Source organism: Psychrobacter submarinus (assembly GCF_904846685.1).
Lineage (GTDB): Bacteria > Pseudomonadota > Gammaproteobacteria > Pseudomonadales > Moraxellaceae > Psychrobacter > Psychrobacter submarinus.
Map to the genome: position 1 here is coordinate 65,759 of NZ_CAJHBQ010000002.1, position 14,116 is coordinate 79,874.

Consider the following 14,116-nt stretch of genomic DNA (forward strand, 5'->3'; position numbering starts at 1 on the left):
ATGTCAAATAATACTGAAACTAAAAAAAACGCTTATAGTGACTTTGACTTGCAGTACATTGCAGGCGAGTGGCAACAAGGGCAGGATGATAGCGTCAATACGAATACCAACCCTTTTACTGGTGAGACTTTAGTTAATATTCAGCAAGCGACAGAAGGTCAGCTTGATGAAGCCTTTAAGGCGGCGCAAAAAGCACAGCAACAGTGGGCACAAACGATGCCTACTGAGCGCTCAAGCCTACTATATAAGGTAGTTGAGATTTTAGATCAGCGCCAAGAGGAGATTGTCGATTGGCTGGTGAAAGAGTCGGGCAGTACTCGTATAAAGGCAATGGTGGAGTTTGGTAGTGCGCGCGCTATCACGGTAGAGGCAGCAACTTTTCCTAATCGTATGCATGGTGAGATTCGTCCGTCTAACATACCAGGTAAAGAAAACTTCGCTTATCGCGAGCCTATCGGCGTGATTGCGGTGATTAGTCCTTGGAATTTCCCACTGCACTTGACCCAGCGCTCTATTGCCCCTGCAATAGCCTTGGGTAATGCGGTGGTGCTAAAACCTGCTAGCGATACACCTATCACCGGCGGTCTGCTACTCGCCAAGATCTTTGAAGAGGCAGGCTTGCCAAAAGGCTTGCTCAACGTAGTCGTCGGCGCAGGTAGCGAGATTGGCGATGCTATCGTCACGCACGACATTCCAAGCTTTGTCTCCTTCACTGGCTCCACCGCAGTTGGCAAACACATCGGCGAGCTTGCTAATGGCGGCGATACTATCAAACCTGTCGCATTAGAGCTTGGCGGTAACAATCCGTTTGTGGTATTAGCAGACGCCGATCTAGAGAATGCGGCAAAAGCGGCAGTCTTCGGTAAGTTCTTGCATCAAGGTCAAATCTGTATTGCTATCAACCGCATCATCGTTGAAGATGCTATCTATGATGAATTCGTTGAGCGTTTCGTTGAACATGTAAAAACCATCAAAGTCGGTGATCCTAATGATAAAGATACGGCTGTTGGTCCTATCATTAATCAAGATCAGCTCGACTCTTTAAAAGATAAAATCGCTAAAGCTCAAGAGGAAGGCGCTAAGACATTACTCAGCGGTGAGATTGAAGGTCAAGTTGTGCCGCCTCATGTCTTCACTGAGGTAACTGCTGATATGGACTTATTCCGTAATGAGATCTTTGGGCCCTTAGTTGGCATTATTCGCGCACAAGATGAGGATGAGGCGTTGAAGCTTGCCAATGATACTGAGTATGGATTATCAAGTTCGGTGTTTACGACAGATATGGAGAAAGGCTTACGTTTTGCCCGTGGTATCAGAGCTGGGATGACTCATGTCAATGACATCACCGTCAATGACGAGAGCGTAGTACCATTCGGTGGTGAGAAAAACTCAGGTATTGGCCGCTTTAATGGCGAGTGGGTGCTAGAGGAGATGACGCGTCTGCACTGGGTGTCTTATCAGCACAAACCGCGTGACTATTCGTTCTGATCGTTCTGATCGTTCTGATCGTTCTGATGCTTTCTAATGCGTTCTAATTCATTTTCATAAATATTTTAACTCGTAAAAAGACTGCTCTAGTAGCAGTCTTTTTTTGTACCTAAGAGGGTTAATTTCACTCATAAACGAATGGGTTGAGTCTACTATTTTAGATTAAAGCCCAAAATAGATTGGATCTCCTCGACTGACATATTTCTGACTAACGCTTGCTCTTCGACATCTAAGCGGTTGCTGTGCTCTTTAATCAAAGTATAGATACTGCGGGAAATCTCAGCAGTAGAAGCATAGTACATTTGCGGTTCTTCACGGGTGAGCTGAGTCAAAAACCTATTGATGATTTTACGTTTTTCTGCCGAAGCATTGTCTTCACTCACAGTTATCTCCTTTAATTATAGTTATCAAGATCTGTTTGATGATTGACCATTTAAGCAGGCTGCTTGTTTGTAGTCAATGTTTATTCTAGTCGTTATATTTAAGACTATTCGCCAATACTAAGCCCGCTTTTAACACGCCATATACTGTATCTTATTTTTTATCACATTATAGTTACTCTCAACAGTAACTATGATTAGTTAAGGTTTAGTAATAGCTAAGCACAATTACAAATGGCAGATAAGACATGACTAATGAGCAAAATAAAAACGTAGTAATGGTGCTATTTCACAACGATTTGCGTATTCATGACAATGCGACATTGAGTAAAGCGGCTGAGCAGGCCAAATCAGGTAACCTTAAGTCAGGTTATCTACTGCCGGTATATGCTGTCGATTTGACTGAGGCGCTCAATCAAGAGGCTTGGGGTCAGGCTTATCATTTCGATAAGCTTGGGCATGCCCGCCAGCAGTTTATCAATGAAAGCTTGATCGATTTAGACAGGTCTTTGCAGAGTCTTGGGAGTCGATTGCTGTATTTGCGACAAGTGGATAAAGAATCAAGCGCCAATACTTTTAATCAGTTATGCCAGCTCATAGAGCAGCAGCAAGTGAGCGATATTTTTGTCAGTGATAGTGCCGATTATGCGCAGTTAAACGTTTATAATTTGTTGCGCGCTAAGTATGCTAATATTGCTTGGCATAGTGAGTCGATCAATACCTTGTATCCTATAATGCCGACCAAAGAGCTACCGCAAAGCTTTACTCAGTTTCGTAAAAAAGTCGAATATGCTCAAGATTTACTCAAAGCTGAAACAGATTTAGTAATAACCGAAACCCTAAGATCGCTGTCACCATTGCCTGCAGCACTGATTAATGAGTCAAAGTATGCTCTGCAATTACCCTCAGTTGACAAACCAAATCCTAATGACGAAAAAGATAAACCCAAATATCAAGGCGGTGAAAGTGCTGCGCTGAATCATCTAAAAAGCTATTTTGCTTCTAACGCCCCAAGCAGCTATAAAACCACCCGTAACGCTTTGGATGAGTGGACGCATTCAACGAAGTTCTCAGCTTGGCTTGCTAATGGCACACTATCAGTAAAGGTATTGCTCAATCGTCTGCGTCAGTACGAGCGCGAAGTCGTGACCAATGGCTCAACTTATTGGATCTGGTTTGAGCTATTGTGGCGTGAGTATTTTTACTGGTATGCCATAAAGCATCAAGAAGATTTATTTTTATTTAAAGGTATTGGCGATTATAGACCTTCGACGCGTCATGATGATCAGCGTTTAGCGCAGTGGCAAAATGGTGAGACTAAATATCCAATTATTAATGCTTGTATGTGCCAGCTCAATCATACTGGTTATATGTCGAATCGTGGTCGGCAGCTGGTGGCGAGCTGTTTTATTCATGAGCTAGATCTTGATTGGCGTTATGGCGCAGCCTACTTTGAGCAGCAGCTGATCGATTATGATGTTGGGAGCAATTGGGGCAACTGGCAATACTTAGCAGGAGTAGGGGCGGATCCTCGCGGCTCTAGGCAGTTCAATCTAAAAAAACAAACCCAGCAGCATGATCCTAACGGCGAGTTTATGGATAAATGGCTGTCATAATGAATTCTAATATGTAGTGTGAGTTGTCAATCATGAAAAAACTCAGTCCTTATCTAACCTTTGCCGGTAGCATTCCCTTTATCGCTTGCGCCATCTTACTCATAGTAGGAGTCGATAGTGTTTTAGCTTTAGGAAAAACTAGCAATATTCTAGCGACTTACGGCTTAGTGATTGCCACCTTTATGGCTGGGGCGCAGTGGGGTAATCATTTGGCTTTAGCGGACGATAACCCTTGGGCTGCAAGGTTGCCTATCTTGAGTAACCTGATAACTTTGGTATTATGGTTTGGCTTTTTACTGTTATCGACAGCGGCTTTTATTTGGCTGTTAGTGATAGGGTTTATCAGCTTACTACTCATTGATTATGGACTTAATCAAGCGAGTATCATCAACACTAAATACTTTAGCGTTAGAAAGTATGTGACTTTGATTGTTGTTATCTCATTGATAATTTCTGTAGTACAAATATAAATAATTAGGGCGTGTTGAACATTCACAAATGCGCACTGCTGATCGCTACTAGTTAATCAAAGCTGTGTTCTAGTCGTCGTTAAAATTGCAGATAATGCTTATTGCATTGGCTAGCTGATTTTATTTAAACAGTCGCAACGACTAGGGCGATTTTAGCATCAGCCCTCACGACAACAACAGGGACAGGACTATTTTTTGCCGCTTTATTGATAAAAATAGACGCTTAGAACGACTAAACTTACCATTTTTATCTGCAAATCGCCTAAAAAATAGTCTCTGTCAGTGCTATGGTCGAATGTTCAACACGCCCTAAGAATATTTCATTGAGTGCTATATATGAGCTACCATTTAGGTGGCTTTTTTTTGTGATTTAAAAATTCTAGCTAGCTTCTCACATATTAAAAGAATGACAGATATTGAATAACTTATAACATTCATTTAAAATGAACCTTAAATAACAGTTATTTAAATGAATCACTAATCATAAGCTGAACGCTATGCAAGCAATCAAATTACCGACGCAGCCACCAAGCTCACCGCACCCTATTCTCAATTTGAGCTTTCGCGTTTTCTTTAGTGGGGCGGCAGTCTTTGCAGTACTTATCATGACTTTATGGGCGTTCGTTTTTACCAGTCATACTGATATCGCCGCGCAGACATTGAATCCGCTGTATTGGCATGGTCATGAGATGATTTATGGTTATGCTTTAGCCGTGGTCGCAGGTTTTTCATTGACCGCTGTGCAGACTTGGACTGGGGTGAAGATGCCTCATGGCTATAAGCTGCTAGCTATTTTTAGCTATTGGTTAATTGCGCGCTTAAGCTGGCTAGCCTTTGGTTTAGGTCTAGATGTTGGTGCGGGGCTACTACTATTAGCGGCTATATTTGATATGTTGTTTGTCGCCTCAATGGCGTGGGTAGTGTTTCGAGCCGTACTGCAAGTTAAGCAATACAAGCAAATGGGGATTTTGGCCAAACTTGCGCTACTCACCTTAGGCAACGGACTGTGCTATTGGGGCATTTTTGCTAATGATATGACTGTCACTAAGATAGGGGTGTATTTAGGGTTTTATCTAATTATCGGCTTAGTGTTGACGATTGGCCGGCGCGTGGTACCGTTTTTTATTGAGCGCGGATTGGCCCATGATGGTATTGATGTCAAAGTACGCAATAGCAAATGGCAAGATGTCTTGAGTCTGGTTTTTTTCTTGACTTTTTTTATCATTGATCTATTTTATCCTAATAAATATCTGCTCACTATCACTGCTCTTGGCGTCGCTATAGTCAATCTCATACGTTTAGCCGGTTGGTATCACCCAAAGATTTGGCAAAAGCCTTTACTTTGGTCCTTGTATTTAGCGTTTTTGGGCATGTGTTTAAGCTTCGTCTTATATGCTTTGCAGCCTTGGCTTGGCTTTAGTCACAGTCTGGCGGTACACGCTTTATCTATCGCTGGCGTTGGTATGATGACACTGGCGATGATGGCGCGAGTATCATTAGGGCATACAGGGCGCAATATTCATCAGCCGCCAAAGATGGTCAATGTGATGTTTGCGCTCATGGTATTAGTATTTGTCAGCCGCGCATTTTTACCTATTATCGCTGTCGAACATTACTTATTATGGGTGATGATTGCGCAAGGCGCTTGGATTAGCTGCTTTGTACTATTTTGCATCAGCTATTTACCGATATTGTCCAAGCCCAGACCAGATGGTTTGTTTGGTTAAATTTGAATTGTTAAGGAGCATCTGCCCATGAAGTTGACGAACTATAGTGATTATGCGCTGCGCTCCTTAATCTATCTCGCCGTAAAGCCTGAGCCGCAGGCTTTAGCGAACATCAGTGATATTGCTAACAGCTATGATATCTCGAGAAGCCATCTGACAAAGATTATTCATCAATTAGGTCAATTGGGTTATATAGAGACGATTCGCGGTAAAAATGGCGGTATCAGGCTCGCCCGTGCGCCTGAAAATATCAATTTAGGTATACTCATTAAGCAGATAGAGCCGGACTTTGCGTTGGTTGAGTGCTTTGCGGCAACTGTACCTAAGACTGATGCCACGACGCAACAAGGCTTACCGATAACCTTGATTGATGAAACGGCTGATGAGACAGCTAACAAGGCCTCATCAGTTATAAAGCAAGGCTGCGTCATCAGTCCTGTATGCCGATTAAAGGGGGTGTTTTTTGAAGCCCTTACTGCTTTTGTGAGCGTTTTAGAGGGCTATACTTTAGCTGATATCATTAATAATAAAATTGAATTAAAGGCTTTGTTATCTTAATTCAGTATTCGTGCTAAACATCAGAAGCGATAAAACATCTGGCTCGGATGCATATAAGCAGCGATATCATGTAATAGCGTACTGCTTTATAGTAAAAGTTGTGCTATAACAATATATAACTAGCCTAAATATAGTCGATGCACTCTAAAAAGCGCATAGCGCTACTGGGATGAATTTTGCGCAGCCTCTGGGAACGCAGCACGCAAGTAAAATTTATACCAGTAGCGCGTTTAAATTTATATAACAGTTTTATTTTCAACTGACTATAGCTTCTCATTTCCCATAAAAGAGATAATCCGATGTTTAAAATAAAAGTAGAGCGTACCGTAAATAAACCGATTGATGAGGTGTTTGAAGCCATAAGCGATCATGCCAGTTATGGATTATTCAAAGCGGTAGGGACGGCTAAGCTACTAACAAAAGGCGATAACGAGCGTAACGGCGTTGGTGCTTTACGTACCATTCAGACGGGGCCAGTCAAATTTTGGGAGCGAATTACGGCGTTTGAGCGTCCGACTCATATGCAGTACAAGATTGAAAAAGCCAGACCTGTTAAAGTGGATCACCGCAAAGGGAGCATAGATTTAAAAGATTTAGGCGATGGTACTACGCAGGTAACATGGATATCTGAAGGTCGATTAGTGATACCATTACCCCTGATCGGCCGCTTGCTTGATCGCAAGATGCAAAAACAAGGTACGGTAGGATTTAGTAGTATACTCAAATCCGTAGAAAGCCGCTAATTTAGCGGCTTCGTCTATTTTAAATTTTGAGCTTTATCTCGTAATCTTATTCTGCTTTGTTCTTAGCCGCTTCAAGCTCATTGAAGCGCGCTAACTGCTCAGGTGTGGCTGGCTGTTGATACTTCTGCTTCCACTCAGAGTAGGGCATACCATAGATCAGCTCACGAGCGTCTTCATAGTCGATGTCGATACCACGCTCCTCGCCAGCCGCTTTATACCACTTGGACAAGCAGTTGCGACAAAAGTCAGCAAGGTTCATCAGCTCGATATTTTGTACATCTTTACGCTCGTCTAGATGAGCCAATAAGCGACGAAATGCCGCAGCTTCTAGTTCGATATTGGACTCTAGTTTTGCCATAGTTTTTCCTTATCTTTACTGTGCATCTATAAATGCAGAGGCTTTTATTAAACTTAATCTTCCTTAAGCATTTTCAAGCTTAGGGCGAGCCTTATTTACGGCTTTAAGTAACGCTTCTTCAAACTCGCCTTGTTTAAATTTGACTAAGTAAGAGTGCGCGGCGCAGAAGTTACGTACGTCCCAGTCATGAGCAATTTGAGTCGCCCAGTCACAGTACTCTTTACCTGCATTCGGCGCGTCCTTCAGCGCTTTTTTGGTTGTGGGATGCAGCATCACCTCTGGCAACATTTTTTCGAGCAATTTAGAAGGAGGGCTCATAAAGGTATCATCAACGTGCAAGCTTTTACTAGCAGGATGATAGGCTAATAACGAGCCTGCATGAATCATCTCATTAGCATGGATATAATCGATGCCTTGGGACATAGAGAACTCAAGCTCAGGATAGCGCTTAGCGACCACATCACTCTCGACCAAGTCTTCACTCCAGTCCACCTCAGGCACTTGTTTGGCGTGGCGAGTACTGCCGTAAAAGGTAGCTTGCGGGAAATCTTGTGCCATCTGTGCGCAGTGAACCGTGTGGAATGGATGTACGTTCAATACCGCTTCGACGTCTTGACCGTTATTAGTCAATGCCATCACTTTATCGCGCACTTCACCTGTCAGCTTATAGCTGTCTAAGAAGATAAACTTGCCGGACTCTAATTTGACAAGCGAGCACTGCGTACCGATATTGATAACGCCGCCGATGCGAAACTCGCCGCGTATGTTCCAAAACCCTGACCCTAGATCATGTATTTTTTCTGACATGGTTATTCTCCTTAATGATGTTAAGGCGTGTTGAACATTCGCAAATAGGCACTGCTGATCGCTAAAATTTTTCCAGACAAGGCACAAAGCGACGATAATGCAGATGCCTTAGCGAGATTTGTAACGCAGTATGGGGCAATTTTAGCATCAGACCTCACGACAACAACAGGGACAGGACTCTTTTTTGCCGCTTCATCGTTAAAAATAAGCGCTTAGAATGACTAAACTTATTATTTTTAACATCGAATCGCCTAAAAAATAGTCGCTGTCAGTGCCATGGTCGAATGTTCAACACGCCCTAATAATTTTAATTGTAAACTCTATGATAGTACATCATTTGATAAACAAGTCACTAGTAATTTGATAAACAAGTCACTAGTAAATAGTAATGGATTCAAGCCGCTAGTATCGTTACACAACTTTTGTAACTTGTCCCAAGCTTTACAGTTGCCGTAACTGCATATCGATTAGGCCTTTCGATTAAGTCTGGCTAGAGGCCGCTTCTAAATCAGCGCGCGCGTTATCAATTCTCGATAGCAATGCAGCTTCAAACTCACCTTCTGCAAAGACGACTAGACCAGAATGGGCCCCGCAAAAGTTACGCACCTCTCGCCACTCGTGAGCAAGCTTTGTCGCCCAGTCGCAGTACGCTTTGCCAGCGTCAGGCTCATCTTTTAATGCTTTAAGTGTGGTCGCATGTAGGTTGATACCGGCTTGCACATCATTAAACTTCTTTGATGGCGGTATCTCAAAGGTATCGTCGACATAGATGCTTTGACTAGCAGGGTGATAAACCAATAGTGAGCCTGAATGTACGGAGTCGTCTGGGGCGATGTAATAGATACCTTTTGGTTGTGAAAACTGTAGCTCAGGGTAGCGCTTAGCGACAGCGTCGCTTTCTACGTAATCCTTGCTCCAGTTGACCTCGGGTACCTGCTCATGATGGCGAGCGCTACCATAAAAAGTAGCGTGCGGAAAATCCTTGGCAACGCGCGCACAGTGTACGGTGTGAAAAGGATGTACATTGAGCACGGCTTCAATATCTTTACCATTATTGGTCAGCGCCAGCACTTGCTCGCGCACCTCACCAGTTAAAGTATAGCTATCTAGCAAAATAAACTTCCCTGATGCTAGCTTAACGAGCGCTGATTGATTACCGATATCGACCATACCATTTCTGACAAAAGAGCCTCTAATGTTCCAAAACCCAGCGCCTAGGTCATGTATCTGATCTTTTTTAAATTCTTCTGACATATAAGCCTCTATAGTGAATGACGTTCACGAATGTATAAACGTAGTTTTTTAAGTGGTTTTTGAATAATTCTTTTTATTCATTCGGGAACCATAATACGCTTAATTAGTTAGACTTATCCCTACAGTAACTTTTGTTGTACAGGGAACATACAAGCCAAGTATGTAAGTCAGTTACGGACAGTCAGCGTAATCATAATTCGATATACGCGGGCTTATGCTATAGTCTTCTCGACCACATAAGAACTGATCAAAGCGGGTATCGCCATTGATATGGCGCTGCATCCACGCGATACTAGGCTTGCTTAGTAGCTTTTCATTCAAGCGGTAACTTGGACAGAGATGGCTGGCGTTATTGACCTCAATCTTCATCTTAGGCCCTGTCGCTTGTTTATAAAACAAATTGGTATACTTGTTATTAGCCGCAATAACATCGTACTCACAGGAGATAACAAAAGTCGGCGTTGTTACTTCACCATAGCTTCTATCATGATAAGGGGCGAGTGGCATAATGGCGCGTACGTTGCTACGCGTAGATGCCAGTTTGAGCGCGCCGCCCCCGCCCATGGACCAACCAATTGCCCCTAAGCGATCAGGATCTACTATATTGCCTACGGTATTATCGCTGATTACATAATCTAAAGCGTGGCTTAGCTGCTTAGCGCGGCTATCGGGTCTATCATAAATAGAGTTGGTATTCATTGTAATCACGACAAAGCCCCAAGCAGCTAGGCGGGGTCCCAACCATTTAATCGATGATTCATAAGAGACGTAGCCAGGTATCACAGCAATTGCGCCCAAACGTCCGCAGTTGCCAGCGTTAGTCGGATAGTAAATAGTGCCACCGCCAAAGCCGTCTACTAACTCACGTGGTACTTTTTTGCTAGCAATGTTAAAGGGTCCGTTATTTTTTGTTTGACTTAAATTATCAGCGCTAATTGCACTGTCAGTAATACAAGTGACATCTTGGTTGAGCGATGCTACCGACGTTGAGGTTGGCGTTGGCACTATGTGTGTCGTTTCTGTTAGTGCAATCTTAGCTGAAGCAGGCGCTGTAGACAGTAGCGCGTAGGTAGCTATTGTGATTGTAGCTATACTCAAACGCGTTAGGCAATTTATCATAGTAGTTGTCTTTTGATAGTTGTCTTTTAAAAAGTTCAATGCATTGCTTAATAGTCAATCTTAACAAGAGAGTAAGCTGATAAAAGCCGATTTATAATAGGTTTTAATAGTTAATATGTCAAAGAGAGCGATGTATAAGCTTAGGACTTGTTGGACGTTGTTTTTGCTGGACGTTTAAGAATGTCCATACTCAGATAGAACACCGAGCCACTTGAGAGCCTAGGTGATAAGTATCAATAACATTTTGTGCCCTTAAAACCGATATCGCTTGTGCTATAGTGCTTCATTAATTAATAAGCGCTAAGGGTTAGTAGGTAATTAAAATACCTAGAGCGCTACTTTCTTTTTACTTACGCTTTTTAGCGTCCAATATAGTCAGTACTTTGTGAATCATTCTCTTAATCAAATACGAAATAGCTCGTCATCACTCAGCAACGCGCCCTCACTCATCCTAAAAATAACCATTGGTCTGATCGGAGTGTTTGCTTTTTTGCAAGTGTATTCTATCCAAGCGATTTTGCCTGTATTGATGGCAGATTTTTCGGCGACTGAGGTACAAGCAGGCATGGTTGTGGGCGCAACAATCTTAGCTATCGCTATTATGTCGCCGTTTTTGGGTATGTTGTCGGACGCAGTAGGGCGCAAGTCGTTTGTCGTTGGCGCTTTATTGTTTTTGACGCTACCTACTGCGCTGATTGCTCAGAGTACGACTATCGAGTGGATAGGGCTATGGCGTTTTATCCAAGGCTTGTCGGTGCCAGGTATTACTGTGGTCATCATAGCTTATATCGGCGAGGAGTTTGAGGGTTCAAGTGTGACTGAGCTGATGTCTTTTTATGTCTCAGGCTCGGTGCTTGGCGGCTTTATGGGCCGGTTTTTATTAGGCCACTTGCATGAGTTTTTTGGTTGGCGACAGGCATATTATGTGTTGGCTATATTGACGTTGATTAGTGCGCTTTGGGTAGCAAAGACGCTACCAAGCTCGAAGCATTTTGTAGCCAATCCAAACTTTCGCTCTGCCATAAAAACGCTCGGCTCGCATCTCGTCAATCGCTACGTGGTCACCGCCTGCTTACTTGGCGCTTGTGTGCTATTTTCACTGGTGGGCTGTTTTACCTTTATTAATCTATATCTCGCTGATACACCATACCACTTAGGTACCGGCGCACTTGCGAATATTTTTGCCGTTTATCTGATAGGGGTGATCATTACGCCGCTCTCGACTATTCTATTGCGCCGCTTTGGCTCAGCGCGCACGATTATAGTGGCGGTCATTATCTCGATGCTTGGAGTGCTGTTGACGCTAGCGACGCCTTTATGGCTGATCGTTATCGGCCTAGGGGTGATGTCCTCAGGGGTGTTTGTGACTCAATCGGCGACCATCAGCTATATCGCGGTCAATGTCAAACAAGGCCGCTCGCTAGCCTCAGGGCTATATTATTTGTTCTATTACGCAGGCGGCACGGTAGGCGCTTGGCTTTGCGGTCTAGCTTATGCTTATGGGCAATGGCAATTTACGGTATGGCTGCTATTATTCGTACAAGTATTAGCGCTGCTGATTGCAAGTTTTGGCATGATAAAAACCAAGTCAAAAGCTGCTTAGCTTGTACAGCTATGATCGCTTGTTAGCCTACCACTTACGCAAGCTCACTTTACAGCGCATTTAAATTTTTTTAGTATTAAGCGTATCTTGATTTGAAATTATTAGTATTCAAATGGCTAAAACCTGCAAACTGAATTACTAAGCCATGTTAAGACACGAAAATAACGAACACCCTCAAAGGAAATGAGATTTATGTCAAATGCTTATCATAGCGCCCCGTCTGCTTACGATTATCCGCTGATTATCAAGCAGCTATTGAACCGTGCTAAGACGGTCTCGCAAGCCCAAGAAATCATCTATGCTGACAAAAAACGCTTTACTTATAGCGAGTTCTTTACCCGTATTAACCGCCTAGCCAATGTCTTAGATAGTCTTAACCTGGACGCAGGGGACGTCATCGCTGTTATGGACTGGGACAGTCATCGCTATCTTGAGTCCTACTTCGCGATTCCGATGTCTGAATATGTGCTGCAAACGGTGAATATTCGTCTGTCGCCTGAAAAGGTGTTATATACGGTTAATCACGCCAAACCAAAAGTGCTGATGCTTAATTCTGAATTTGCGCCTTTAGTCAAAGACTATCAGTTTGAGAACTCCAGTATCGAGCACATTATCTGGCTTGATGATAATGGCACCACAGTTGAAGGGGTGTTCGGTGATAATCAAAGCCGCGTCATTGGTGAGTATGAGACGCTATTAGCAGATGCCAGTGATGAGTTTGAGTTTCCAGATTTTGATGAAAATACTATCGCCACTACCTTTTATACTTCAGGTACCACAGGTAATCCTAAAGGCGTTTTCTTTAGCCATCGTCAGCTAGTACTGCACAGCATGGCGGAGGCGGCAACCTTAGGAATGCTCCCAGATAAGCAAGGCGTCAGCTATGGCGACGTCTATATGCCGATGACGCCGATGTTCCATGTGCATGCGTGGGGCTTTCCTTATACTGCGACGATGACAGGCCTCAAGCAAGTTTATCCAGGTCGTTATGCGCCTGATACTTTGCTCGATCTCATCATCAATGAAAAGGTCAGCATTACGCATTGTGTTCCGACGATACTACAAATGGTGCTAAAAGAAGCCCAAGATCGTGATAAGAGCTTTGACGGTCTAAAAATGATCATCGGCGGCTCGCGATTGACCGAAGGATTAGCCAAAGCGGCTCTCGCGCAAGATATCGAGGTCTACACCGGTTACGGTATGTCAGAGACTGCGCCGCTCATTGGTCTGACCGAGTTCACTATCGATGAGCCTGAGATGAGTGTTGATGAAGATATCACCCGCCGCTGCATGTCAGGCAAGCCTGTAATGATGGTCGATGCGCAAGTGTGGAGTACCGATAATAAATCAGTTGGTACAGGCGCAGACAATACTGGTGAGCTGGTGCTACGTGCGCCTTGGCTGACGCAAAGCTACTTCAAAAACGACGATGCCGGTACTGAGCTGTGGGAAAACGGCTACATGCACACTCAAGATATCGCTTATATGACCAAAGACGGCTACTTCAAAATCACTGATCGTCTCAAAGACGTGATCAAATCAGGCGGCGAGTGGATATCCTCGCTCGAGATTGAGACTATCTTGTCGCTGCACCCAGCAGTAGCCGATGTCTCGGTCATTGGCGTCCCTGATAAAAAATGGGGCGAGCGTCCGGTAGCTCTGATCGTTCTCAAACCGAGCCATCAAGACACCACTGCTGATGATATTATAGCGGTTGCTGAGCAAGCGGTTGCTAAAGGTATCATTCCTAAATATGGCATCCCGAGTGAGTTTCAATTCTTAGATGATCTGCCTAAAACCTCAGTCGGTAAACACGATAAAAAAGTCATGCGTGACGAGTATAACGAGCAGAATAAAGGCTAATCGGCTTGCTTTAAGTGGCTGTGTTTATTTTATCAATGAATGATAAGTTTATTATCAGCTCGTAAAAAGCTCATGAGTATTCATGGGCTTTTTTTAGTTTAACAAGCGATTTGTATTCACTCACAGCCAG

General features: G+C 43.5%; 13 protein-coding genes. 8 read left to right on the forward strand and 5 right to left on the reverse strand.

Annotated elements, in window-relative coordinates:
- Complete coding sequence (locus tag JMY03_RS06615; RefSeq protein WP_201602308.1) at positions 1–1,488, forward strand: aldehyde dehydrogenase family protein; 1,488 nt, start codon at positions 1–3, stop codon at positions 1,486–1,488.
- A gap of 152 nt (positions 1,489–1,640) precedes the next feature.
- On the opposite strand, the gene JMY03_RS06620 is transcribed toward JMY03_RS06615, so the two are convergent.
- Positions 1,641–1,871 (reverse strand): hypothetical protein, encoded by a 231-nt coding sequence (locus tag JMY03_RS06620; RefSeq protein WP_227675531.1) that lies wholly within the window; start codon positions 1,869–1,871, stop codon positions 1,641–1,643.
- Between the two features lie 245 nt (positions 1,872–2,116).
- Here JMY03_RS06620 and JMY03_RS06625 point away from each other — a divergent pair, with 245 nt between their 5' ends.
- The 5 genes from JMY03_RS06625 to JMY03_RS06645 all read left to right on the forward strand — a co-directional run bounded on the left by JMY03_RS06625 (position 2,117) and on the right by JMY03_RS06645 (position 6,982).
- Entirely contained in the window at positions 2,117–3,484 is a 1,368-nt protein-coding gene (locus tag JMY03_RS06625; protein ID WP_201602310.1) for a DASH family cryptochrome, read from the forward strand.
- A 32-nt stretch (positions 3,485–3,516) separates the two neighbouring features.
- Positions 3,517–3,954 carry a DUF3429 domain-containing protein gene (locus JMY03_RS06630; RefSeq protein WP_201602312.1) on the forward strand — a complete coding sequence of 146 codons (438 nt, stop codon included), beginning with the start codon at positions 3,517–3,519 and terminating at the stop codon, positions 3,952–3,954.
- Positions 3,955–4,451: 497 nt separating this feature from the next.
- A complete protein-coding gene (locus tag JMY03_RS06635) occupies positions 4,452–5,681 on the forward strand; it encodes an NnrS family protein (protein ID WP_201602314.1) in 1,230 nt (409 codons plus the stop codon).
- A 27-nt stretch (positions 5,682–5,708) separates the two neighbouring features.
- On the forward strand, positions 5,709–6,239 hold the full coding sequence (locus tag JMY03_RS06640; protein ID WP_201602316.1) for an Rrf2 family transcriptional regulator: 531 nt from the start codon (positions 5,709–5,711) through the stop codon (positions 6,237–6,239).
- 299 nt (positions 6,240–6,538) lie between these two features.
- The gene (locus tag JMY03_RS06645; protein WP_201602318.1) at positions 6,539–6,982 is read left to right on the forward strand and encodes an SRPBCC family protein; all 444 of its coding nucleotides are present in this window, start codon (positions 6,539–6,541) and stop codon (positions 6,980–6,982) included.
- A 46-nt stretch (positions 6,983–7,028) separates the two neighbouring features.
- Here the strand turns inward: JMY03_RS06645 and JMY03_RS06650 are convergent, their stop codons facing one another.
- From JMY03_RS06650 to JMY03_RS06665, 4 genes are all read right to left on the reverse strand, one after another.
- Positions 7,029–7,340, reverse strand: coding sequence for a DUF1244 domain-containing protein (locus JMY03_RS06650; protein ID WP_025646541.1), 312 nt, complete (start codon positions 7,338–7,340; stop codon positions 7,029–7,031).
- 63 nt (positions 7,341–7,403) lie between these two features.
- Positions 7,404–8,147: a hypothetical protein gene (locus JMY03_RS06655; protein ID WP_201602321.1), complete on the reverse strand. Its 744-nt coding sequence runs from the start codon at positions 8,145–8,147 to the stop codon at positions 7,404–7,406.
- Positions 8,148–8,627: 480 nt separating this feature from the next.
- Positions 8,628–9,401 carry a hypothetical protein gene (locus tag JMY03_RS06660; protein ID WP_201602323.1) on the reverse strand — a complete coding sequence of 258 codons (774 nt, stop codon included), beginning with the start codon at positions 9,399–9,401 and terminating at the stop codon, positions 8,628–8,630.
- 171 nt (positions 9,402–9,572) lie between these two features.
- Complete coding sequence (locus tag JMY03_RS06665) at positions 9,573–10,406, reverse strand: dienelactone hydrolase family protein (RefSeq protein ID WP_201602325.1); 834 nt, start codon at positions 10,404–10,406, stop codon at positions 9,573–9,575.
- 499 nt (positions 10,407–10,905) lie between these two features.
- Between JMY03_RS06665 and JMY03_RS06670 the strand changes: the two genes are divergently transcribed.
- Positions 10,906–12,123: an MFS transporter gene (locus tag JMY03_RS06670; protein ID WP_201602327.1), complete on the forward strand. Its 1,218-nt coding sequence runs from the start codon at positions 10,906–10,908 to the stop codon at positions 12,121–12,123.
- Between the two features lie 192 nt (positions 12,124–12,315).
- Positions 12,316–13,986: a fatty acid--CoA ligase gene (locus tag JMY03_RS06675; RefSeq protein WP_201602329.1), complete on the forward strand. Its 1,671-nt coding sequence runs from the start codon at positions 12,316–12,318 to the stop codon at positions 13,984–13,986.
- The last annotated feature ends 130 nt before the right edge of the window (positions 13,987–14,116 follow it).

Coding starts and splice junctions, on each gene's coding strand:
- JMY03_RS06615 (WP_201602308.1), top strand. CDS start 1: ATGTCAAATAATACTGAAACTAAAAAAAACGCTTATAGTGACTTTGAC.
- JMY03_RS06625 (WP_201602310.1), top strand. CDS start 2,117: ATGACTAATGAGCAAAATAAAAACGTAGTAATGGTGCTATTTCACAAC.
- JMY03_RS06630 (WP_201602312.1), top strand. CDS start 3,517: ATGAAAAAACTCAGTCCTTATCTAACCTTTGCCGGTAGCATTCCCTTT.
- JMY03_RS06635 (WP_201602314.1), top strand. CDS start 4,452: ATGCAAGCAATCAAATTACCGACGCAGCCACCAAGCTCACCGCACCCT.
- JMY03_RS06640 (WP_201602316.1), top strand. CDS start 5,709: ATGAAGTTGACGAACTATAGTGATTATGCGCTGCGCTCCTTAATCTAT.
- JMY03_RS06645 (WP_201602318.1), top strand. CDS start 6,539: ATGTTTAAAATAAAAGTAGAGCGTACCGTAAATAAACCGATTGATGAG.
- JMY03_RS06650 (WP_025646541.1), bottom strand. CDS start 7,340: ATGGCAAAACTAGAGTCCAATATCGAACTAGAAGCTGCGGCATTTCGT.
- JMY03_RS06655 (WP_201602321.1), bottom strand. CDS start 8,147: ATGTCAGAAAAAATACATGATCTAGGGTCAGGGTTTTGGAACATACGC.
- JMY03_RS06660 (WP_201602323.1), bottom strand. CDS start 9,401: ATGTCAGAAGAATTTAAAAAAGATCAGATACATGACCTAGGCGCTGGG.
- JMY03_RS06675 (WP_201602329.1), top strand. CDS start 12,316: ATGTCAAATGCTTATCATAGCGCCCCGTCTGCTTACGATTATCCGCTG.